The sequence below is a fragment of the Streptomyces sp. SBT349 genome (genome assembly GCF_001083795.1).
Classification (GTDB): domain Bacteria; phylum Actinomycetota; class Actinomycetes; order Streptomycetales; family Streptomycetaceae; genus Streptomyces.
The window spans coordinates 1-21,330 of record NZ_LAVK01000052.1; the positions used below are offsets into that span (position 1 = coordinate 1).

A 21,330-nucleotide genomic window follows, 5' to 3' on the forward strand; every position below is an offset into this window, starting at 1 on the left:
CCCCACAGCCGACCTGCGCGTCGCGCACCAGGTCGGCCTGCGCCTGAGCCGCCCCGCCGAGCTGCTGCAAGCACCCAACGGAACACTGCTGCTCCCCAGCCAGGGCCGCACGTTCCACTTCGCGGCCGAAGCAAGACCCCTCCTGCAACGCCTGCTCGTCGGCCCCCTCGAACTGGACCCGCTCGCCACCGACGGCGCAGGCACCCTCGACGGCCACAACTGCCTGACCCTCCTGACCGCCATGCACCGCGAGGGCCTGCTGACCCTGTCCCACTGACCCGCAAACCCCGCCACGCACCACACCAACCGCAGCCGATGAACCCGATACGGCCAACGCGGCTGGGCCCCCGTGCCCCCGCGCCGACGACTTCGGCCTCACCCGCACCGAAAAGGCCCCACCTCACCTTCGGTGCGGTGCGCGGGCCGCGCAGTCCGTGGGCTGGCCGCCCGGCCGCGGTGTTGCCCTCGTGACCATCCGCCCCGACCAACCGTCCACCATCACCCCAGGAGACAGTCGTGCCCGACGCGCTTGACGAGCCCTACAGCCAGCTGCTGCCCGAGGAAGCGGCGGCCTACCGGCGGCTGGGAGCCCTGCCGCATCTGCGGGTATTCGGTGTCCATGACGCGGCGGCCGTTGCGGAGTTCGCCCCGGACCAGCGCCTGGACGACGCCGCACGGCTCATCGAAATGCTCGCCGAGCTCGGGCTCGTCGAACGCCTCGGCGTCTGCACGATCATCGGGGGAACCCGATGGCGGCTGAGTGACGCTATGCACGAGCACGTCGTCGCCAAGGCCCGGGAAGACTCCGAGGAGGAGCGCGCTGCCACCCTTCGAGGCTGGGTCGACTTCCTTCTGTGCACCGCGACCGCGGCCGAGGAACTGCTGACTCCCAGCCACCGCACCCTGGACCGCAACTACCTGCACCGGCCCGGCTCGCCGGTGCCGCTTGCCACCGAAAGCGCTGCCCTGGCCTGGCTGGAGGACCGCCTCCCTGACCTGATGAGCGCTCTGCGCGCCGCGTTCGACGCCGAGTGGTACCCGACCGTCTGGCAGCTCGCCGACGCGATGTGGCCGGTCTTCCTGCGGCACCGGCACTACGACCTGTGGCTGCAGGCATACCAGCAGTACGGGCTGGTGGCGGCACGGCGGGCCGGCCACAGCGCGGCCGAGCGGCGCATGCTCACCTCCAGCGCCGGCGGCCTGCGGAACCTCGCGCGCTACGACGAGGCACTCGCTCACCACCAGCTCGCCCTCACCAGCGCCCGCGACGACGGTGACCTGCGCGACCAGGCCCAGGCGCTGCACGGCATCGGCGATGTCCACCGGCTGATGCGCCACCCCGGGCAAGCACTGAGCTACCTCCTCGAAGCCAAGCGCCTGCGCGAGCAGATCGAGTACCGCCGGGGCGCGGCGCTCACCGGGATCCTGCTCGGCGACGTCGCCATCGACCAGCTGGATCCCGACGAAGCCGTCACCCACCTGACCGCCGCCCGCGACACCCTCCTGGCCGAGGGAGACCGGTACGACGCCGCCCGTGCACTCGCCTTCCTCGCCCGAGCCCACTCCGCCCAAGGCTGGCACGCACACGCCCTCACCCTGCTCCGGCAGGCAGGCGCCGAGTTCGCCGCCGCCGGCTCCCTCGCCTGGCAGGCACGCACCATCGAATGGACCGGCCAGATCCACCAGGAACAAGGCCACCACGAACAAGCCCGCACCCTCTACCGGCAGGCGCTCGCCCTGTACGAACCGATCAGCCAGCAGGACACCGACCGGCTGCGCGGACATCTGCACTCCCTGCCCACCGCCCTCGCCACGCCGAAGAACGGCGAAGCACCGTGACGAGCAACAGGCCCTTTTCCGGGGAGTGGGAATCCGGGTTGTCGGACGCTGATCTGCAAGCGACGCGGGGAACTCGCGGGCTCCTGGGCGGAGGAACCACCGTGTACCGGTCCGACGACATGCGCCAGGCTGCCTGTCACCTCACGGCATTGCCCTCCAACCTGCGGAGGCGCTGCGGGAGCGCCCGCCCCAAGCTCACGCCTGCCGGGCAGTTCGCCGCCCTCCCCCGTGAGGCCCGACACGCCGCCCACCATCGGGCAGACTGCCGTGAGTCCCAGCCGAACGCGGATGCGGCGCCTGCCCTCCCCGTACGGCTCCGCCGGGATGTGGCTGCCGATTCCAAACAGCGGATGCAGCAGATCCTCCTGCCGTTCCGGCCACTTCGCGCGGTCGCCATCGACTTCGCCGGCACGTTGACCACCACCGGTCGGCGCCGACCGACCGGAGAACTGGTCCGCGACGTCCTCCAGGCGCGGTTCGCCGTCCGCGTGCCCAGCGGCTTCGTCGACCTCTTCAACCGCTCGTTCTGGGCCTACTACGTCGAGTCGCTGCCCGGCACCCTGGAGCGGCTGCTGAGGGATACCGCACGTCGGTGCGCCGTTGAGTTGCCGGACATGGATCAGCTCACCGAGGCGATCTGGCAGGAATGCGGCGATCATCCGGTCGACGACGCCGCGGCCGACGCGGTACGAACCCTCCACGCACAAGGGCTGGTGTGCCTGCTCGCGTCCAACACCGCTCGCCCCGTGCGCTACCGCTACGAGACACTGCGGGCCGTCGGCCTGGGCTTCATGGTCCCCGTTTGCTCCAGTGACATCGGAGTCGCCAAGCCGGACGACGGCTTCTACGAACACATCATAGAAACCGCCGACGTCGAGCCTGAAGAGATCCTTTTCGTCGGCGACAACAGCCTCAACGACGTGAGAAAGCCCATCTGTGCCGGAATGCGAGCCGCGTGGGTCAACCGAAAGCTCCAAGGAGGACCGGGGCTCTTGGCCGATGGAACGCTCGCCCTGGAACACCTCTCCCAACTCCCCGACCAGATCAGCATGCACCTTGCCGCCTGACGCGACAGGCCGCCTGTACCTGTGCCGTCCAAACGAACACCCGGAGCTTGTTCCACGTGTCGGTTGCCATGTCGGCGGCGGTCTGGGGGCCCTTGTCGATGCGCAGGCATTGCGCGTGGTCGAGGGTCAGGAGGGCCCGGGGCATGACGGAGGGCGAGTCGGTGAGGGCGAGGGCGGCTGCTGCGAGGGAAGGAGATCTGGTTCCGGCTCGGCAACGCCGCTGCCGTCGGTGGAGAGGAGGGGCGATGCTGACCCACCGCAGGTGTTTGGGCTTCGGCCCATCTCCCCGGTACCGCAAGCCAGTTCGACCATTTTCGGGCTGTCGTGACGCTTGGTCACGCAGCCTAGACTCAAGGTCGTTCGCCCGGCGTCGGCCGGCCGTCACCAGGGGTGCACGCTGTGCGCCCTCGCCTCGGGCGCCGTCGGGTACGCGACCGGTTCCAACGAATGAAGAGGGGTGTTCCCGTGCCCGAGAAGGTCACCAAGGACAAGGTGCTGTGCTACGTCGTGCGCGACGGAAAGCTGCTGGTGTTCCGGCACACCGAATACAGCTACGAGGAGGTCGGCATCCAGGTCCCGGCCGGCAGCATCCGCGAGGGCGAGACGCCGGAGGCAGCGGCGCTGCGCGAGGCCCGCGAGGAGACCGGCCTGAAGGACTTCAAGATCGCGCGGAAGCTCGGCGAGACCGAGTACGACATCAGCCCGTACCGGTTCGAACTCCAGCACCGCCACGTCTTCCACCTGGAATTGACTGAACCCACCCCGGAACGGTGGATGAGCCAGGAGGACCACGACGGGGAACAGGAGCCCACGCACTTCGAGTGCTTCTGGATCCCCCTGGAGGCCGCCCACATCCTCCAGTCCGGTCAGGCCGCCCTGCTGGGACGCCTGTACGACTGATCCCCACACCGGTCACGGCCACCCCGGGAGGCAGCCGATGCACCGCACCACCGAACAGCACGACCCGATCGCCCAGCTGTACCGCGGCCTGAACGCCGAGGACACCGACAGCGCCGTATCGGTGATCTTGAAGTTACGCGGTGAGACCTGCGACATCGACTGCCTTTACTGCTACGAGAAACGCAAGGAGGCCCCGGGCGGAGCCCGGATCGACGCCGGCCAAGTGCGCCGACTCACCGAGCTTTTCCAGGGGCGTCCGCTCGCCATCGAACTCCACGGCGGCGAACCGCTGACCGCCGGGCGTGACCACATCGCCGACGTCCTGCACGAACTGGCCACCCAGCCCAGCGTGGTTCGCGTCTCGCTGCAGACCAACGGTGTGCTGCTGGACGAGCAGTGGCTGGACCTGTTCGACGCGCTGTACCCGGATCTTCACATTGGCATCTCCCTGGACGGGGACGCGGCGGGCAACACCTGGCGGGTCGGCTACGACGGCCAGCCCGTATACCCGCGCGTCGCCGCCGCCCTGCGGCTGCTGGCCGCCCGCAGCCGGAAGGTCGGCGTGATCGCCGCTGTCACCCCGGCCGTGCTCGGCCGCGCCGAAGCCGTCCTGGACCACCTCGCCGGTTTCGAGGCGGTCGACGCCGTCAGCTTCGTGCCATGCTTCGATGCCTCCGTCCAGCGCCGCACCGCCGCACCAGGGCGGCGCCTTCCCGTGAGCCGGCTGCTCCAGGGCGCGGCCGTGCGCGGCCCCGGAGGGCCAGCGTGGGCGATCAGCCCGGCCGAGTACGCCGAGTTCGTGCTCGCCGCGACCGTCCGCTGGATCGGCGCAGGGCACTTCGCCCGCCTGAAGCTGGAGCCGACCGTGTCCACCATCCGGCGACTGCGCGGGCTGGACAGCGGCTTCTGCCACTTCTCCAACATGAAGTGCGACCACGTCTTCACGCTCTACCCGGACGGACGGCTCGGGAGCTGTGACGAACTGCCCTGGCCACAGGCCCAGCTCGCTTCCCTGGACCGGATGCCCGACGAGGCCGCGGTCGTCGCCGCCCAGCGCAGGCTGCCGCTACTCAACGAAGGCAAGGCCCTGATGGAGCGGTGCACGACGTGCGCGTACCGGTCCACGTGCGGCGGCGGCTGCGTGGCCACCCGCTGGCGCCAGGACCAGTCCCATGACCCGGACGCCTACTGCGATTACCGGATGCGGATGATCGACGGCATCGCCGCGCTCCTCGCCCAGCCCGCCCACCCGGCGGGCGCCTGGTGCCGTACGGTGCGCTGGCGTCCCCGTACGCCGAACAGCATGCGCGACGTCGCCGCGTTCCTCGCCCGCTGGGACCGCACTGACGCGCCCAGCACCCCGGTGCGGCTGCACACCAGTACGCACGGCAACATCAACACTGTCGGCCTGCCCGGTGTGAACGAAGCTGACGATCTGGATCCCGCCCACCCCCAGTGGCGCGAGGCGATCGAGCCCGGGGCTCGCCCCCTGGTCGACGCCGTCACCCGCTCGTGGGGGCTGGTCACGTACGACAGCTGCCAGGGCCACCTCTACGACGGTCTCGCCCTGCCGCCCGCCGAGCGTCGGGTCGGCATCCTCCCGCGCGACCGGACCGAGTACGCCCAGGCCGCGGCTGCCCTGTGCCGGGCGGTCACCGCTGCGGCCCCCGGCCTGCCTGCATCGGTTCAGGTGACCGTCGGGCGGGCGGAGCTGACGTGCGAGAGCACCGGGTGCGCGATCCCCGCGCTCGACCTGGCGCTGCGACCGGCCCCCGGGCACGGCTGGCCCGCGTACTTCGACGCCGTGGACACGGTCACCGCCGCCGTCGCGGACGCGCTGCGTGGCGAACGGCCCACCGCGGGCGGCTGCTTCTGCCCCATACCGCAGTCCGCCGTGCCGGGTGTCGAGGAGGTGCCGGCGTGAGCCGGGCCACCGACGCGCTGACGATCAACCAGTTATTGGGGCGGATCGTGTACTTCCACGCCTTGTTCATCGAACCCTCACTCCGGCCCGGCCCGCAGCCCGAGCCAGGCCCGGTGTGCTGCAACCACGGCCCGGCCCTCGGTCGACGCACCACCGTCGGCGAGCTGGTGCAGGACTCCGCCTGGGCGGCCCTCGGCGAGGTTGCCGCCACTCTCCCAGCCCGTCATCAGCCGTGCCCGAAGTCCGCCCGGTCGTGCTGTGCCACCTGCCGCGTCGCCGCCGCAGCCGGGGCAGTCGCGGGTGGGTGGGCACAGACCGAGCACCGCAGCTTCCAGCACGCCGAGCCTGCGGAAACGCTCCTGCGCTCCTGTGGGCTCGCGGCGGCAGTCCGGCTCGGGCGGGCCTTCGCCGCCCAGCACGCGACCTCATGCGCCGCGTTGGACCGGCTCACCGTGCCGGAGGCGCTGCCCGGCGCGGAGGAGCTGCCGCTTACCGGAGAGCTGCTGGCCCTGTGGGCCGACCCGACCGCTACCGCCCGCCATCCCGTTGCCAGTTGGCTCAACCACTGCACCGGTCCGGACGACATCCGCCGCGTGCTTGAGACGAGGAGGACCGGCTCGTGATCCACATCGCCGAGACCGTCACGGTCGGCAGTATCGAGGGATTCCTCGACACCGAGGAGCAGGCTCGGCTCGCCGCCGTGATGAACGACTTCCTCACCAAGGAAGACCGAACCCGCTTCGGCACACAGCGGACCACCTCCATCCACGAGATCCCCGGCCACTCGCACGAGCAGGCCATGGCCGTCTACGAGCCGGCCGGGCGGGTCGAAGTCCCCGAGATCCCCGAGGAGGCCGAGCACCTGCTCCAGCACGCCTTCGACCGCGCCCGCACCGCCCTGTCCCGCGTGATGCCGTCGATCAGCGCCTGCCGCCCGTGGACCTACGTCGAGTACGGCCCCGGCCAGCACATCACCGGCCACCTCGACGGCATCGCCCCCGACCCGCTCGCCTGGCCGCGGCAGATCGCCGGCATCAGCGTGGTGATCCACGAGCCGGAGGCCGGCGGCGCGTTCTACGTCGAGAGCGCCGCCAGCGACCGGCTGTGGAGCACCCGCCTTGATCACGACGCCCAGGCACACGGCTACGCGGACGGCATGTGGCTGGCCCACGACGGCGCCGACCACTCCGCCGACTGGTACGCGGCCATGCCCCGCACCCGGTGGAGCGTGAGCCCCGCCCCGGGCACCGCCCTGCTCTACGGCTCCCAGCTCACCCACGGCACCGAACCGGTGACCCACGGCCGGGTCGCGAAGTTCATCAGCTGGCTCATCGCCGAGAAGGACCAGGGGTAAGGGCATGCTGCTGGCCTTGGAGGGCATCGCCGGAGCCGGGAAGAGCACGCTGCGCGACCGGCTCCTGGCCGCCGCCACGGCCGAAGACCTCGGCCTCGGGCACATCGGCCAGTTCTCCTGGCTGTCGCTTCAGTCCACCCGCACCATCATCAGCCTGCGGGCCGGACACCCGGCCGCCAGCGGCGAGGAGGCGGTGGCCGCGGCCCGGTGCGATCTGGAACTCCACGCCCGCCACAACCTCGCCTCCGCCCTCTCCCTGGGCCCGGTCGTCGCCGACCGCCTCACCCTGTCCACGGCCTGCCTGCTCGCCCTGCTCCACGACCGGCCCGTTGCCGACTACGTCCACCAGCTGGCCGAGGTCACAGCCGCGCGAGCGGAGCTGACCGTCCTGCTGACCACCGAGCCCGAGCTGTGCCATGCCCGGCTCTCCCGCCGGGCCACATCGCGCCGCTTCGGCGAGGACCTGCCGACCGCCGCCCACCTCGCCGACCTGTACCAGCAGGCCGCCACCGCATGGACCGAGGCGACCGGGCTGACCGTACTGCGCCACACGTGCACCACCGAGCCCGACCTCGACCTGTTGGCCACCGCCTGCCTTAACCGGCTGCGCGCAACCGCCCCGCATACGGCGCGAATAGAGGAGCCGCCCCATGCACCTTCACCCGATGCACCCCGCCGCCTGGGTCCTTGACCAGCTTCGCGACGCCGACTGGCACGTCCACGACCTGCTCTCCTTCACCCGCGCCAGCACCCTGGTCCTCGCCAGCCGCGACAACGAAGACCCAGTGGTCCTCAAGGCAGGCTTCGGCAGCAACCACGTCCTGGCCGAACTCGACGCGGACACCCAGAAGGCCGCCTACGGCTTCTACTGGTACGCGGAGATGTCCGAAGCCGAACGAGCTCTGACCCGTGAGGACTTCCGCCACGAGATCGCCATCACCCGCGCCGCCCAAAGTGCCGAGCACGTCATCCCGCTGCTTCAGCAGGGCAGCAGCGACCAGTTCGACTGGTACACCATGCCCTACTGCGCCGACGGCAACTTCCGCCCCCACCTCGCCCCCACCCTCGACCCCGCCGAGGCGGCAGCCGGGCTGGGCATCCTGGCCGACATCGCCGAGGGCCTGCGCACCCTGCACGAGCGCGGAATCGCGCACCGCGACGTATACCACGAGAACATCCTCATCCACGACGGCCAGGGTCTGATCACCGACCTCGGCGCAGCCCGCCACACCGACACCCCGCGCGGACCCGCCGCCCGGGGCCCCGAGGTGCACTGGCCCCCGGAATACGCCACCGCCTACGACCGCGCCACCCCGGCCGCCGATGTATTCAGCCTCGCGGTCCTCACCTACCGCTTCTTGTGCGCGGACATCCCCCGCCACGGCCACTCCCGGCTCGACACCACCCCCGCCGTCCTGCGCACGGTGCTACCGGCGGCTCTCGCCCCGCAGCCGGAGGACCGGCCCGCTATGAGCGAGCTGCTCAACGCCCTGCGCCAGGCGGCCACCCCCACCGCCATGCCAGTCCCACGCGGCCACTGACCCCGCCATCACCGGAAGGAGACCGCCGTGCCCACCGCCCGTTCCCCGCCACACCATCCGGTCCCAGAAGGTGCACGGCCCCCAACACCCCTGATCGGAAGGACGAGCACACTCATGACCGACGACCGGATCAGCGAGTTCCTGGACGCTGTGGAGGAGCTGCGCGGCGACGACGACACCGTCCGCACCACCGCCCACACCTCCAGCGTCTCCGCCGAGGGCTGGCCGACCACCGAGGCCCCCGCGGGCACCGACACCTGAGCGCCACACACCGCACCGGCAGCAGACCGCTGGTGAGCACCACCTGGGACCGGCCCACCACGGGGCCGGCCCCAGGCCCAGCCCCTCGGAAGGACCCGCCCCGTGGACGCGACCGCAACTGCCTTCTCCTTCGCCCCCATCCAAGCCCTGCACCACGACCGGACCCGCCGGATCCGCGCCGTCCTGACGCCCGCCGCCCAGCACCAGGCCGGCACCCCCGAATCCCCGGAATCCGCCGCCGCCGATTACTGCCTGACCCACCACGCCCTCGAAGGCGCCGAAGCCGCTGCCCGCGCTCGCGACACCGCCGCCTTCGACTGGTACAGCGCCCACCCCGACGCGAACGCCCCGGCACTGTCGACACCCACCGCCGTCGGCCCCCGCATCATCCTCACGCCCAACCTGGACCGCCTGCCCCGCTCAGAGATCTCCGAGACCCCCTACTACATCCTGTGCCCCGACACCACCCCCGCCCCGCCGGACCTGCGGGAACTCGCCACCACCGCATACGCCGCCGGCGTCCGCCACGGCTTCGCCGACCTGCTCGCAGGACACGCCGTCGTCGTCTGCCTCCTGCGTCGCAAGAAGCTCGGCGACACCCTCGACAGCTGGACCATCACCCGACTGCCCGGCACGATCTACTGCGACCACGTCGACGAGCCCACGGTGCTGGCCCGCGACCTGATCCACGAGGCGGGCCACAACTGGCTCAACGACGCCCTCGCCGCCACCGCCTGCAAAACCAGCGACGAGGCGAAGTTCCACTCCCCGTGGAAGAAGACGACACGGCCCGCCTTCGGCTTCCTGCACGCCTGTTTCGCCTTCCCCCTCACCATGATCTACACCGCCCGCGCCCTCCCCGAGACCAGCGGCGACCTCCATCAGTTCCTGGCCGCCTACCTCGACCAGCAGCACGGCCTGCTCGCCGGAACCGTCGACGACCACGCCCGCGCCCTCACGCTGATCACTGACTCCGACCTGCGGCAACGCCTGCACGCCGTTCACCGCGAGGCCCTCAGCCTGTGAATGCCACCAACACACCGACCGCCTCCACGACTGCCGGCCCCGTGAACCGGCCGGGCGAGCCCGGCGTGATCCTGTGCCTCCGGACCGCCGACGGCCCGCTGATCCATACACACACCGGATCAGCCAGCCTCGAACTCGCCGCGCCCATCGGGGAGAACACCGCCTTCAACGTCGGCTCCGTCGCCAAACAGATCACCGCATACCTGTGCATCCGCACCGCACGCGACGGCCTCCTCGCCCTGGACCGGCCGGTGGGCGACATCCTGCCCCGCTTCCGCATCCCCGACGTGACCGTAAGCGACCTCATCCAGCACCGCAGCGGCATCCGAGATGCCGAAACCTTGCTGTCCCTGGCCGGCTTCCGCGACCTCGACCACTACACCGCCGACGACCTGCTCCAGCTCGCCTACCGCCAGCAGCACCGGGCCGTCACGCCCGGCCGCTTCCTGTACAGCAACACCGGCTACCTCCTCCTCGCCGAGGTTCTCGCCCAAGTCCACGGCGCAGGACTCCAGCAGGTCGCTGAACAGCAGGTCTTCGCACCGCTCGGCATGACCGCGCGCTTCAAGACCGATCTCCGTGACGTCATCCCCGGTGCTGCCGCCGGCTACCAGTCCGCTGGCGGCGGATGGCAGCACGAGCAGCGCCCGGTCACCCTGCCCGGCCCCGGCTCGCTGTGGTCCACCGCCGCCGACTTGGACCGATGGCTCGGACACCTGTGGGACCAATGGAGCGAGTCGGCCGACGACGGACTTCCGTACGAGCGGTACGTCGGCTACCGGCCCAGCGACCACCTGCCGTTCACGTACGGACCCGGGCTGTACGCCGACACGAGGCCCGGCCATGTGGCCGTCTTCCACTGCGGCCACGAACAGGGCTTCTCCGCCGCCGCTCACCTCAGCCGCGCGGGGCTCCGCATCATCTGCCTGTCCAACCACGCGGGCATTGCCGCCGACCACGTCGCTGCCGTTGCCCTCGCCGAACTCGCCCGCGCACCGGAAGCCGACCTGACCAAACTCCTGCACCTCACCCTGCGCCGCCAGCCCGGCCCCCCACCCACCGTCTCGGACAGGAGCGGCGCTGATACGCCACATACCCCGCTCGGCACGTACGCCTGCGACGAGGTGCCCGGCGCACTGCGCCTGACGCGCAGCGAGAGTTCGCTCTACCTATGGCGCAGCGGAACCCGCGACCGCCTCACCCGCACCGGGGCCGCCACGTATGCGGCGAACGGTTACACGCTCACGGTCCCGACTGCTCCGGCCGGCGACAGCGCGCCCACACCCGATAGCTTCATACTCGATCTCGACCGCGCGCCCGGACTGCGCTACCGGCGGCGGCCGGACTGACCAACTCCCCAAACGCTTCGACCAGGCCATCGTCAACTACCTGACCAGTGCGGAGACCGACGCCCTGGTCGCGGCCCCGGACCGCACCACCTGGACCGGACGCCGTGACCGCGCCGAGCTGCTGACCGGCGTTCACACCGGACTGCGGGTCAGCGAACTGACCGGCCTCACCCTCCAGGACCTCCACCTGGGCACCGGGCCCTCACCTGCGCTGAGCGAACTGGCTTGGTGACTATCTCGGCTGGGCGGGCTTCCGTGCGAGTCCGCCGTAGCCGGCGACTTCCTCGGGTAGGCCGAAGGGGAGGGCTCCCAGGCGCCATCGGGAGACGGAGATCACGCCGGGTTCGAGGAGGTCGAGGCCGTCGAAGTAGCGGCTTATCTGCTGAGGGCTGCGGGGGGTGTAGGGGATGGCGCCGGGTCGCTTGTTGAGTTTGCTGAGGCCGTTCACGTAGGCGGGGTCGGTGGTGGTGCCGTCGTTGAGGCCGAGGAAGCTGCCGGGGGCGAGGGCGTCGGTCAGCCGGGTGACGATGGAGCGGGCTTCGTCGTCGTCCTCGATGAGGCCGAGGATGCCCATGAGCATGAGTCCGACGGGGCGGGAGAAGTCCAGGGTGCGGGCGGCCTCGTGGAGGATGCGCTCGGGATCGCGTGCGTCGGCGTGGACGTAGTCGCATGCGCCCTGGGGTGTGCTGGTGAGCAGGGCGGTCGCGTGGACGAGCACCAGGGGGTCGTTGTCGACGTAGACGACGCGGCTCTCGGGAGCGATGCTCTGCGCGACCTCGTGGGTGTTGTCGACGGTGGGAAGTCCTGTGCCGATGTCGAGGAACTGGCGTATGCCTTCCTCTTCGGTGAGGTGGCGGACGACGCGGCCGATGAACGCTCGCGAGTGGCGGGTGAGGGCGACCATGCCAGGGAAGGCCGCGGCCAGCCGGTCGCCTGCTGTGCGGTCGACCTCGTAGTTGTCCTTTCCGCCGAGGAGGTAGTTCCATACGCGCGCGGAATGATGGACGGAGATATCGATCTCCGGACTTGGCTGGTCCGGGTTGAAGAAGTCAGGCATTTCTGCAGCGCCCTTTCTCTGATGTGGGGGCGACGCCCTCTGGGCTCAGTCCTTAGTTGCTTCGTGAGCGAGTGTGAGTGTGGAGGGAAGGGGGGTCTCGGTAAGGGGGGCCATGATGGCGGCACGGTTGAGGGCGTGAATATGGCGTTCCACGACGGGCCGGTTGTCGGTGACATGCGCGGATGCGTGGAGCAGGCCTCTGACGACGAGGTGATCCGGCAGTTCGCTGTGTTCGAGGCGGAAGATCTCCATGGTCCCCGTGGTGAGCAGGGCGTGCGGGGGTGCTTGGAGTGGCATGACCTGGATCTTCACCCATGACGGTGGACAGGCGATGAACTCGGCCAGGTGGTCGAGTTGGTCCCGCATCGTCGTGCTGCTGCCGACGGAATGGTGAAGCGCCGCCTCCTCCAGGAGCACCCACAGGCGAAGCGGCTTCGGCCTGTCGAAGGCGTGACGCTTTCGTGCGGCGTGCAGGGCCTCGCGCCGGGCGCGGGTGTGCTTGCTGTCTCCGGGGTACTGCAGGCTCAGGAGGGCCCGGGTGTAGGCAGGGGTTTGCAGAAGATCCGGGACCAGGGCCGGGGCGTAACCTCGGATCACGCTGGCCGCTGCCTCCAGGCGGATGAGCTCTTCCTGGCGGCCGGTCAAGATGTCGCGGTACTGGTGCCACCACCCTGGTGCGTTCGCCGCTGCCAGGTCGGCGAGCATCAGGTCGATGTCATAGGCGTCCGCGCCGTACAGGCGCATCAGGGCGGTGACGTCCGCAGGGGTGATGCCGCGCGTGGCGCTCTCGATGCGGCTGATGGTCATGGGGTGGACGTCGAGCTCGTGGGCTACGGCGGCCATGGTCAAGCCCGTTGCCTCGCGGCGGCGGCGCAGGGCCGCGGCGACGATGCGCAGGGCCATGGTAGGGCTTGAGTGTTTCCGCATACGGGTGTCAGTTCTTTCGCGCGACGAGACCCCACTGCAGCGTGGGTTCGAGTTCGCGGTCCGGGCGCCATTCGTTGATGGGACCGACTCCTGGGGGCAGGATCTCCAGCCCGGCGGCTGTCGCTGCCAGTTGCTCTTCTGTGCGCAGGTGGTATGGCATTGCGCCGGACGCGGTGTAGGCATTGTTGGCCTCCACCATTTCCGGTGCGTTGATGGAGTCGCATGTCGCCAGGAAGCTGCCGCGGGGCAGCCGGCTGGTGTAGTGCTGGACGAGCTCGGCGGCCTCGTCGGGCTCGATGTGGCCGAGCATGCTCAGGAGCGTGAGGGCGATCGGCTTGTCGAAGTCGAGCGTCTCGGCGGCTGAGCGAAGGACCGCGTCGGGGTTCCTGACGTCTGCCTGGGCGTAGGCGGTCGCGCCTTCGGCGCTTGACGTCAGCAGGGCCTGGGCGTGCAGGAGTACCAGGGGGTCGTTGTCGACGTAGACGATGCGGCATTCGGGGTTGTATCGCTGGGCGACTTCATGTGTGTTCTCGGCTGTGGGCAGCCCTGTTCCGATGTCGATGAACTGCCGTATGCCTTCCTTTTCGACGAGGTGGCGTACGACACGGTGGAGGAATCCCCGGCTGGCCAGGGCGATGTTGCAGACGGCGGGGTACTTCTGCTTGATGTATTCCCCGAGTTTTTGATCCACCGGGTAGTTGTCCTTGCCGCCGAGAAAGTAGTTCCAGATCCGCGCGGAGTTCGGGACTTCCGTGTCGACGTGGGGCAGGCTCGGTGTCGCGTCGGTCATAGGGTCTCTCCGTTCGTGAGACGGATGGGAGGGATCGGGGCGTTGCGTCGGGGCGCCATCGTGGCGCTCTGGTCCATCGCCAGCATGTAGGCGCGTACCGCGTCGCGGTTCGTGGTGATGGTGGCGGTCTCCGGGTGCAGGCCGCGGGTGACGAGGCGGTCGGCGACGAGGTGGTGGTCGAGCCGAATGACATCCGCGGTGCCGTACTCGGCCATCAGATGGGGGGGAGCCTCCCCCGGCATCACCTGCACGGTGATGCGAGACGAACGCGTCGCTTTGATCGCCCGCAGGTGCTGGATCTGCTCGCGCAGCACCTCGGTCCGGCCCACGGGGCGGCGCAGAACGGACTCCTCGATCACGGCCCAGAACCACAGGGGAGCGGGCCGCTCGAACGCGGCTCGCTGCCGGGCCAGGATCAGCTCCACACGCCGTTCGATGGCGGCGTCCTTCTCCCAGGGGTTGCGCAGGCGCAGCAACGCCGCCGCGTAGCCTGAGGTCTGGAGCAACTCGGGGATCACACCGGGCGCGTAGGTGCGGATGACCCGTGCGGCGGACTCCAGGTCGATCACCTCTGCAAGGTGCTCCGGCAGCACGTCATGGAACGCGTGCCACCAGGCCGGCCGGTGCGCCGCCGCGAGGTGGGCGAGCACCCGCTCGGTGTCGGATTCGCCGGCGCCGTACAGATGCAACAGCGCCCGCAGCGTGACCGATTTGGGGGCGACCTTGGCGTGTTCCCAGCGGTAAACGGTCGTCCTCGCGACATCGAGCGTCTCCGCGACGGCGTCCGCCGTCAGGCCCGCCGCCTCCCGCATGGCCTGCAGAGTCTCGGCCACGACGCGAAGAGACATCGTGGCGCCGTAACGACGATGGGACATAACGCCCCTCCCTCAACGGGTTGCTGCCTGAGGTGTCGAGTCGTGACTCACACTATGCAGCATTGCATAGTGTGAGTCACGAGAGTAAGAGTGGTGCAGCGGAGCGGTCGGTTTCGGCCCCACGACGTCACCTCTCGTCTCCCGGCTCGAACTCGCCTGCATATCACGCGCTTTGCGCCCTGGGCGCCAAGGGATACACCCCGTGGCACAGCACGTCCGGGGCGATCACCGCCACCGCCTGGGGACGGTGGGCACCTTGTTCGAGGGCGGGGGTATGGGAGCAGACACTACGTTCGGAAGCGCACTGCGAGCCTGGCGGCACAGCCGCGGCTACTCCCTGCGGCGGTTGGCTGGGGAAGTGCATTACAGCGTCGGGTGGCTGAGCAAGCTGGAGAACGGAGCTGGGCAGCCGACGCCAGCAGTCGCACAAGCCTGCGACCGCGTGCTCGATGCCGACGGTGAGTTGGTCGACCTCGCCCTGGCCGGCCAAACACCGCACGTCGGCGCTGCCGTGCGGCCGGTGCAAATCCCGGCTGGCGCCGGAAACTTCATCGGGAGAGCAGGCGAACTGGCCGCCCTCGATGAGCTGCTGGGCTCGGCAGCGAGTTCCCGATCGGTGATGACCGCGGTGATCGACGGCCCCCCTGGCGTGGGCAAGACCGCACTGGCGATCCGCTGGGCGCACACCGTGCAGTCTCGTTTCCCCGGCGGGGTCCTCTTCGCCGACCTGCAAGGCTTCGGTCCGGGCGGTTCACCGGCTGACCCGGCAGATGTCCTCATGACGTTCCTGAGCTCGCTGGGGATGCCCCTGGAGACGATCCCCGCTGGGAAGGAACAGCGAGCTGCGATGATGCGCAGCCTGGCTGCGGACCGCCCCGTGCTGATCGTGGCGGACAACGCGATCGACAGCGTCCAGGTCGAACCGCTGGTTCCCGGCGCGGCGGGCTCAGCCGTGCTGGTCACCAGCCGCCGTCGACTGACCGGCCTGGCAGTCCGGCACGGCACCGGGAGACTTGACCTGGGCCCATTGTCCCCTGCGGACGCGCAGGCCATGGTCGCCGCGGTTGTAGGTGAACGCGCCGACCAGGAGCCAGAGGCCGTACGGCTGCTTACGCAGCAATGCGCACGCCTGCCACTCGCCCTGCGCATCGCCGCAGACGGAATCGCGGTACTTCCCTACGCATCGGTGGCGCAGGCGGCTGCCGACCTCTCCGCCGACGCGAGCCGCCTGGAGGTCCTCACCGCCGGAGAGGACGAAACGCTCGCCGTGCGAGAGGCATTCTCCTGGTCCTACCAGAACCTCACAGCGAACGAAGCCCGCATATTCCGCCTCACCGGGCTGCATCCCGGCCCCACTCTCAGCCTCGGCGCGGCCGTCGCGCTCGACAGACGACCGCCCGCGGAGGTGCGCCACACCCTCTCGCGACTGGCAGACGTCCACCTGATCGAGGCAACAGGTCCCGATCGCTGGAAGCTCCACCCTCTGCTGCGGCTCTACGCTGCACAACGCGCCGCCGCAGAAGATCCCGAGTGCCCGTCGGCGATCCGGCGTCTGAGTCAGTGGTATCTGCGAGAGGCGCGATCCGCCCACCACACCCTCGCACCGCATTGGCACCTCCCCGTCACCGCTGCACAATTCCGCGAGCATGAGCCCAGCCGCGACACCAGGCAAATGATGCAGCCAGCGTCCTTCAGCAGCCGAGCCGCCGCCCTTGCCTGGCTCGACGAAGAGGCCGAGAACCTGGCCGCCGTTGCCTCCCTGGCCGCCGAGCACCAACTGCCAGCCGCCTGGCAGCTCCCGATGTGGCTGTGGAGCTGGGTTCATCAGCGCAGGCACTGGACGGCGTGGCTCCACGCCTTCGAGACCGCAAGGCAGCACGCCCACACCGCCGGTGAGCCGGCCGCGATGGGCTGGCTCACCGGCGCTCTTGCACACGCCCACCTCATGTCGGACGAAGTCGACGCCGCCGACAGCCTGTTCCGCCAGGTAGCGGCACCTCAGGGGACCCGTCCGGATGTCCACGGGCTGGCGTGCTCGACCGCAGGCAGGGGAGACATCGCTCAGCAACGCCGAGACATCGGCACAGCCCGAGAGCACTTTCTCCGCGCTGCTGCGTACTTACCCGACCTCGACCAATTCGGGCAGGCAGCGATGCTCGCACGCCTCGGACAGTTCGCTAGAATCACGCGGGAATTTGACGCCGCGAGACGATACCTGGAGCGTGCCCTCCAAGCTTTCGGCGCCTTTGAGGATCCCTTCGTGTACGGACACACCCTCACCGCACTGGCCGTCCTCGCTAGGGAAGGAGGAGACATACGGCGCGCCAGCACTCTGCTGGAGGAGGCACTGTCCGCTCGGCAAGTTGCTGGCGACCTCTGGGCCCATGCGGAGATCCTCACCGAGCGAGGCCGCCTAGCCCTCGCAGCTGGCCGGCCGGAAGACGTCACCATTGCCTGGCGGAAGGCCGCCGACGAATTCGACAGCCTTGGCGACCCGCGAGGTGTCGACCTACGGCGACAGCTGCCCAGGGCACCTGAGTATGGTCACGGATAAGAGGTCGCCCGGATAGGCGGGAGCAAAAGGAGACGGCGTCGGGTCCGACGGCGCTGGGGGCAGATCTGCGGCGGAATGACGTCAGACCGGGAACGTGTCATCGGCTCCCGCAGTATCGGCGGCATGTCTGCTGCTTCGTGCGCGGCCGCTGCTGCCGCCGCGGCGACGAGGAAGCTCCGCTAACGGTGGGGCGTTCGCCTCACTTCTGTTGAACGTTCTTTCGCTTCGTGGTTGAACCGGGGCGGTAGTGCCCTTGGCCCTCCGTGGCGGCGGAACCGGCGACTGGTGCGGCCGGATTGAGCCTGAGGGTCGCTCTCTGTCAATTCCGAAGGCTGAAGAGATAACGACTGACGTCCCGTCAGAATTGACCTGCACCGCTAGCGTCATGATCTATGGGGTGATTCGCCCACTCTTTCCCGCAAAATCCCTGCAGGCTTTCCGTTCTGCTACCTCTACGAACTTCTCGGCACAAGACGCACAGCGGTAACGTCGGTAGCCGATCACGAACGAGGAAGGCGGAGCCGCGCCAACGGCCCCGCCTCGCGCTCCTCGAAGTGTTTCGACGCTGCATGTCTATCCACTACGAATTACTTGCCCAGGAGCATCGTCATGCTGTCACAAACCGAGCCCATACCCCAGCCTCGGCGACGCCTCGCCTTCGAGGTCTACCCTGCGCTCCCGCCCATCCGCGCCGCCTGGGCCGCCGCCGCGTCCACCTGGACGCTCGGCTCGGCCACAGGGTGGCCGCCCGCGCTCGTCATCGCGCTGAGCGTGCTGCCCGCGGCGCCGCTGCGAATCCGCCGCGCCTGACCAATCCTTCGGCCCGCTCCGCCACTTCCGGAGGAGCGGGCCCTGTCAGTACCCGTCGATACTCTTTCGTCATGCCCGAGTGGTTCAACACTGTCCTGCCGGTCCTCACCCTCATACTCGGCGCCGCGGGCGCCTTCGCTCAGCAGGCGTTCGGCGAAGGCAGACAGGACCGCCGGGAGCGCGAGGGGCGCCAGCACGAGCGCGTGGTGGCAACGGTCGAACGCCGCGAGGAATTCGAACTCACGCACCTCGCGGAATTCCACCGACTTCTTCAGGTGCAGGCTGACGCCCTGATGACATATAACCTTGCGGAGCGCAATCGCCAGGATCCCGGTTCTCCTTTCCCGGAGGAACCGCACGATGAAATGCTCGCCGTCGAGAGGAGAGTGCAGGCTCAAATTGGGCTCATTCTCCCCGAGGGCCTGCGCCAGCAGGCTACCGAGATACATGAGGCCTTGTCAGACGTTGGAGGCGATCTGGCGGCTGGAGCTCTTCCGGATCTCGACGACGTATACGATCAGCTAGCCGCCTTCTTCGATGCCCTGGCGGCCCGGGTTCGGGAGATTTACGCAGGGCGCGACGACCGATCGGCCTGAGCGCCAAATAACGCCGGACCGTGGATTCCGACCCATCGTGGCGCCTCGAACTCGTAGTCTCTTGAGGTGCGCTACGCCTGCCGCTGCACCGCCTGCCCCCTCAACGCAGACCCGCGGGAACAGAACCGCTACGCCCGCCGCGACCGCGGCTCGCGGCGCTCCTGCGGATCCGCCGAGCCTTACTGCGGGTAGCTGGCGCGCTGGGCGAGACCGCCCTCGTCCACGACCACGTACGCTGATGGCCGGCGGTGCCCCATGTGGGCACTGGACCTGCGAGTCGTGACAGTGGCCGTTGGCACTCGGTGGCACGTCTGGGGTTGGGCGCGGTCGCAGGAACCGCACGGTTTTTACCTGCACTGCGCGTAGTGCACCGCCACCACCGGTCAGACCTGCCGCCGCCTGACGGGCAAAGGATCTGCTGCGGTGTGCTGGGCGCGGTCGTCGCATGTGACGGCCTCCGTTGCAGGCCATTCACGCGCGAGACCGCGGAGGAGAGGGACCCAGAAGCGTCGCGATCGAATGTGCCGACTGTCCGGCAGCAATGCCTCGGAAGATCTCCTCCCGCTCGCAGCCTGCGAACTGGCAGCCCTGGCGAGGTCGCACCGTAAGTCGGATCCCACCAGAGGCCGTCAGCGTTCAGACCTTGCTCGCGTAGCACCACCACATCACACCAAGTTTTCAATCGAGCAGGTCTGTCCCACGTGATTGTTGAGGCTGAGACGCGGATGTTTCTTCTGTTTCCTGTGTTTCCCAACAAGGAAACGCTGGCGGTGGCCCCCGGCGCGTGGAAAGAGTTGGGCGGGTGAAGGCAAAAGAACTCATTGCAGTCGGCCTCCCACGCCCGGTGTGCGTCGGAGCCGCGGGCACGGTGACGGCCATGGCGCTGCTGACGACTTCGTGTACCGATACCGCCTCGGCACCGGAGAACGACACCGCGACGGAGCCACCCGTTACCGACACGATTCCCGAAGACGACAACCCCACCGCGGCCGAGCCGCGCGAGGTCGCGGCCGCGGAAGCGGTTGAGGCGTACGAAGGCATGTGGTCCGCGATGGCCGAGGCGGGGGAGACGTCGGACTGGCGGTCCCCTGTGTTGGCGGAGTTCGCGACGGGTGAGGCGCTGTCGGCGATCTCGCGGGGGATGTACGCCGATCACCGCAACGGTGTGGTCACCCGCGGCGGCGGGCCGGAGCTCGCCCCGGAGGTGGACTCGGCGGAGCCGCCTGAGGATCCGACGACCGTGGTGATCGCGGACTGCGGGGATTCCAGCGGCTGGCTGAAGTACTTCGAGGAATCGGGTGAGCCGGTCGACGACGAGCCCGGGGGGCGCCAAGCCATCACCGCGGAAGTGCGGGTCCAGGAGGACGGTGCCTGGCGCGTGGTGCGGTTCGCCGTCCAGGGGGTGGGCTCGTGCTGAGGGGCACCGGGGTTGTGGCCGGGCTTGCGCTGGCGAGCGTGGTCGTATCGGCGTGGCCGGCCGGTGCGGAGAGCGGGTGGGGCGGGGTGGAGTGCGGCCAGAACCCCCATCCGGGGTGCGAGCTGGAGGCCGAGCGGCCCGGCCGCGAGCCGGAAGCGTTACCGGAGTGGGTGCCCGAGGGCGACGGAGACGGTGGTGATGGGGGCGGCGCGGTGCCCGAGGAGGAGCCCGAGTACGCCAACCCCGACTGGAACCGCGCCGATTGCACCTACGAGCGCAGCGACTACCAGCCGCCCACCGAGGTCGGCCTTGTCTCGTTCGGCCTGACGCCGCCTGGCCAACTCCCCATGCAGCCAGCGGCGTTCAGTACCGGCCCCCGTGGGCCGGGTACGCCGGTTCCGGCTCGGCAGGCTGCCGAGCCGGAACCGCGCGAGGACGGTGCCTGGTACCTCTACCGCTGCACCGGCGACGGTGTGCAGGACGCCCTGTACCGGCCGCCGGTGTGGATCCCGGACGCGCCTGCGGGCGATGCGGCCGAGGATGGCCCGACTCCGCTGCTACTGGCCGAGCGGGCACGGGAGCAACTGCTGCTGCCTGCCCCGGTGATCGATGCGAGCCCCGCGGGTGACCAGCTGGTCCGGGTCCCGACGTGGCTGTGGCTGGGCCCGGGGAGCTGGGGGGAGGTCTCGGCGACCGCGTCCGTGCCCGGTGTCTCGGTCACGGCGGTCGCCACCCCCCGGCAGGTGACGTGGTCGATGGGAGATGGGCGCGACGTCGTCTGCGACGGCCCCGGTACCCCGTACGAGGCGCGTGGCGTGCCGGACGGGGCGTCGCCGGATTGCGGCCACACCTACACCGCGTCCTCGGCTGGCCGGCCGGGTGAGGCATTCGCGGTCTCGGTGCGAGTGAGCTGGAGGGTCACCTGGTCCGGAGGGGGCCAGTCAGGGGCCTTTCCCGAGCTGTCGACCGAAGCTCGCACGTCGTTCCGGGTGCTGGAGAGCCAGGCGTTGACGCAATGAGGGTCACGCGCGAGGAGGAGGTGA

21 protein-coding genes are annotated in these 21,330 nt (G+C 69.6%); 17 read left to right on the top strand and 4 right to left on the bottom strand.

The features are described from left to right. From ADY01_RS38020 to ADY01_RS09300, 12 genes are all read left to right on the top strand, one after another. On the top strand, nucleotides 1–277 hold a 277-nt coding region (locus ADY01_RS38020; RefSeq protein ID WP_049568797.1), incomplete at its 5' end, for a hypothetical protein. A gap of 239 nt (nucleotides 278–516) precedes the next feature. Then, nucleotides 517–1,839, top strand: a complete 1,323-nt coding sequence (locus ADY01_RS09255; protein ID WP_049568800.1) for a tetratricopeptide repeat protein — start codon at nucleotides 517–519, stop codon at nucleotides 1,837–1,839. A 350-nt stretch (nucleotides 1,840–2,189) separates the two neighbouring features. Next, nucleotides 2,190–2,906, top strand: a complete 717-nt coding sequence (locus tag ADY01_RS38970; protein WP_159001062.1) for an HAD family hydrolase — start codon at nucleotides 2,190–2,192, stop codon at nucleotides 2,904–2,906. Nucleotides 2,907–3,371: 465 nt separating this feature from the next. Further along, nucleotides 3,372–3,806, top strand: a complete 435-nt coding sequence (locus ADY01_RS09265) for an NUDIX hydrolase (RefSeq protein WP_107081684.1) — start codon at nucleotides 3,372–3,374, stop codon at nucleotides 3,804–3,806. Between the two features lie 37 nt (nucleotides 3,807–3,843). Then, entirely contained in the window at nucleotides 3,844–5,730 is a 1,887-nt protein-coding gene (locus ADY01_RS09270) for a radical SAM/SPASM domain-containing protein (RefSeq protein WP_063784169.1), read from the top strand. Then, nucleotides 5,727–6,353 carry a hypothetical protein gene (locus ADY01_RS09275; protein ID WP_049568809.1) on the top strand — a complete coding sequence of 209 codons (627 nt, stop codon included), beginning with the start codon at nucleotides 5,727–5,729 and terminating at the stop codon, nucleotides 6,351–6,353. Before ADY01_RS09270 ends, ADY01_RS09275 begins: the two co-directional genes overlap by 4 nt. After that, nucleotides 6,350–7,084, top strand: a complete 735-nt coding sequence (locus ADY01_RS09280; protein WP_049568812.1) for a hypothetical protein — start codon at nucleotides 6,350–6,352, stop codon at nucleotides 7,082–7,084. The genes ADY01_RS09275 and ADY01_RS09280 overlap by 4 nt, the downstream gene beginning before the upstream one ends. A 4-nt stretch (nucleotides 7,085–7,088) precedes the next feature. Beyond that, nucleotides 7,089–7,775: a hypothetical protein gene (locus tag ADY01_RS09285; RefSeq protein ID WP_049568815.1), complete on the top strand. Its 687-nt coding sequence runs from the start codon at nucleotides 7,089–7,091 to the stop codon at nucleotides 7,773–7,775. Then, nucleotides 7,735–8,625 carry a protein kinase domain-containing protein gene (locus ADY01_RS09290; RefSeq protein ID WP_078900132.1) on the top strand — a complete coding sequence of 297 codons (891 nt, stop codon included), beginning with the start codon at nucleotides 7,735–7,737 and terminating at the stop codon, nucleotides 8,623–8,625. The genes ADY01_RS09285 and ADY01_RS09290 overlap by 41 nt, the downstream gene beginning before the upstream one ends. Before the next feature lie 114 nt (nucleotides 8,626–8,739). Beyond that, on the top strand, nucleotides 8,740–8,886 hold the full coding sequence (locus ADY01_RS39720; RefSeq protein ID WP_199826200.1) for a hypothetical protein: 147 nt from the start codon (nucleotides 8,740–8,742) through the stop codon (nucleotides 8,884–8,886). Nucleotides 8,887–8,988: 102 nt separating this feature from the next. Then, nucleotides 8,989–9,912, top strand: coding sequence for an aKG-HExxH-type peptide beta-hydroxylase (locus ADY01_RS09295; RefSeq protein WP_049568821.1), 924 nt, complete (start codon nucleotides 8,989–8,991; stop codon nucleotides 9,910–9,912). Then, on the top strand, nucleotides 9,909–11,261 hold the full coding sequence (locus ADY01_RS09300) for a serine hydrolase domain-containing protein (protein WP_078900133.1): 1,353 nt from the start codon (nucleotides 9,909–9,911) through the stop codon (nucleotides 11,259–11,261). Before ADY01_RS09295 ends, ADY01_RS09300 begins: the two co-directional genes overlap by 4 nt. Before the next feature lie 232 nt (nucleotides 11,262–11,493). Here the strand turns inward: ADY01_RS09300 and ADY01_RS09305 are convergent, their stop codons facing one another. From ADY01_RS09305 to ADY01_RS09320, 4 genes are read right to left on the bottom strand one after another with little or no spacing between them, the layout of a single operon-like run. Beyond that, the gene (locus tag ADY01_RS09305; protein ID WP_049568825.1) at nucleotides 11,494–12,318 is read right to left on the bottom strand and encodes an SAM-dependent methyltransferase; all 825 of its coding nucleotides are present in this window, start codon (nucleotides 12,316–12,318) and stop codon (nucleotides 11,494–11,496) included. 45 nt (nucleotides 12,319–12,363) lie between these two features. Beyond that, nucleotides 12,364–13,221 carry a helix-turn-helix domain-containing protein gene (locus ADY01_RS09310; protein ID WP_049568828.1) on the bottom strand — a complete coding sequence of 286 codons (858 nt, stop codon included), beginning with the start codon at nucleotides 13,219–13,221 and terminating at the stop codon, nucleotides 12,364–12,366. 31 nt (nucleotides 13,222–13,252) lie between these two features. After that, nucleotides 13,253–14,035 carry an SAM-dependent methyltransferase gene (locus ADY01_RS09315; protein ID WP_049568830.1) on the bottom strand — a complete coding sequence of 261 codons (783 nt, stop codon included), beginning with the start codon at nucleotides 14,033–14,035 and terminating at the stop codon, nucleotides 13,253–13,255. After that, nucleotides 14,032–14,868 (bottom strand): helix-turn-helix domain-containing protein, encoded by an 837-nt coding sequence (locus ADY01_RS09320; RefSeq protein WP_049568832.1) that lies wholly within the window; start codon nucleotides 14,866–14,868, stop codon nucleotides 14,032–14,034. Before ADY01_RS09320 ends, ADY01_RS09315 begins: the two co-directional genes overlap by 4 nt. 316 nt (nucleotides 14,869–15,184) lie before the next feature. Between ADY01_RS09320 and ADY01_RS09325 the strand changes: the two genes are divergently transcribed. From ADY01_RS09325 to ADY01_RS40430, 5 genes are all read left to right on the top strand, one after another. Further along, the gene (locus ADY01_RS09325) at nucleotides 15,185–17,464 is read left to right on the top strand and encodes an ATP-binding protein (RefSeq protein ID WP_267888421.1); all 2,280 of its coding nucleotides are present in this window, start codon (nucleotides 15,185–15,187) and stop codon (nucleotides 17,462–17,464) included. 609 nt (nucleotides 17,465–18,073) lie between these two features. Then, entirely contained in the window at nucleotides 18,074–18,274 is a 201-nt protein-coding gene (locus tag ADY01_RS09330; RefSeq protein ID WP_049568838.1) for a hypothetical protein, read from the top strand. Nucleotides 18,275–18,345: 71 nt separating this feature from the next. Beyond that, nucleotides 18,346–18,870, top strand: a complete 525-nt coding sequence (locus ADY01_RS09335; protein WP_049568842.1) for a hypothetical protein — start codon at nucleotides 18,346–18,348, stop codon at nucleotides 18,868–18,870. Between the two features lie 877 nt (nucleotides 18,871–19,747). Further along, on the top strand, nucleotides 19,748–20,287 hold the full coding sequence (locus ADY01_RS09340) for a hypothetical protein (RefSeq protein ID WP_199826201.1): 540 nt from the start codon (nucleotides 19,748–19,750) through the stop codon (nucleotides 20,285–20,287). After that, nucleotides 20,281–21,306: a hypothetical protein gene (locus tag ADY01_RS40430; protein WP_049568845.1), complete on the top strand. Its 1,026-nt coding sequence runs from the start codon at nucleotides 20,281–20,283 to the stop codon at nucleotides 21,304–21,306. Before ADY01_RS09340 ends, ADY01_RS40430 begins: the two co-directional genes overlap by 7 nt. Nucleotides 21,307–21,330: the final 24 nt, after the last annotated feature.

Excerpts from the sequence above, each read along its gene's own strand:
- ADY01_RS38970 (WP_159001062.1), top strand. The coding sequence starts at position 2,190 with ATGCAGCAGATCCTCCTGCCGTTCCGGCCACTTCGCGCGGTCGCCATC.
- ADY01_RS09270 (WP_063784169.1), top strand. The coding sequence starts at position 3,844 with ATGCACCGCACCACCGAACAGCACGACCCGATCGCCCAGCTGTACCGC.
- ADY01_RS09285 (WP_049568815.1), top strand. The coding sequence starts at position 7,089 with ATGCTGCTGGCCTTGGAGGGCATCGCCGGAGCCGGGAAGAGCACGCTG.
- ADY01_RS09290 (WP_078900132.1), top strand. The coding sequence starts at position 7,735 with ATGCACCTTCACCCGATGCACCCCGCCGCCTGGGTCCTTGACCAGCTT.
- ADY01_RS39720 (WP_199826200.1), top strand. The coding sequence starts at position 8,740 with ATGACCGACGACCGGATCAGCGAGTTCCTGGACGCTGTGGAGGAGCTG.
- ADY01_RS09305 (WP_049568825.1), bottom strand. The coding sequence starts at position 12,318 with ATGCCTGACTTCTTCAACCCGGACCAGCCAAGTCCGGAGATCGATATC.
- ADY01_RS09310 (WP_049568828.1), bottom strand. The coding sequence starts at position 13,221 with ATGGCCCTGCGCATCGTCGCCGCGGCCCTGCGCCGCCGCCGCGAGGCA.
- ADY01_RS09315 (WP_049568830.1), bottom strand. The coding sequence starts at position 14,035 with ATGACCGACGCGACACCGAGCCTGCCCCACGTCGACACGGAAGTCCCG.
- ADY01_RS09325 (WP_267888421.1), top strand. The coding sequence starts at position 15,185 with ATGGGAGCAGACACTACGTTCGGAAGCGCACTGCGAGCCTGGCGGCAC.
- ADY01_RS09330 (WP_049568838.1), top strand. The coding sequence starts at position 18,074 with ATGCTGTCACAAACCGAGCCCATACCCCAGCCTCGGCGACGCCTCGCC.
- ADY01_RS09335 (WP_049568842.1), top strand. The coding sequence starts at position 18,346 with ATGCCCGAGTGGTTCAACACTGTCCTGCCGGTCCTCACCCTCATACTC.
- ADY01_RS09340 (WP_199826201.1), top strand. The coding sequence starts at position 19,748 with ATGGCGCTGCTGACGACTTCGTGTACCGATACCGCCTCGGCACCGGAG.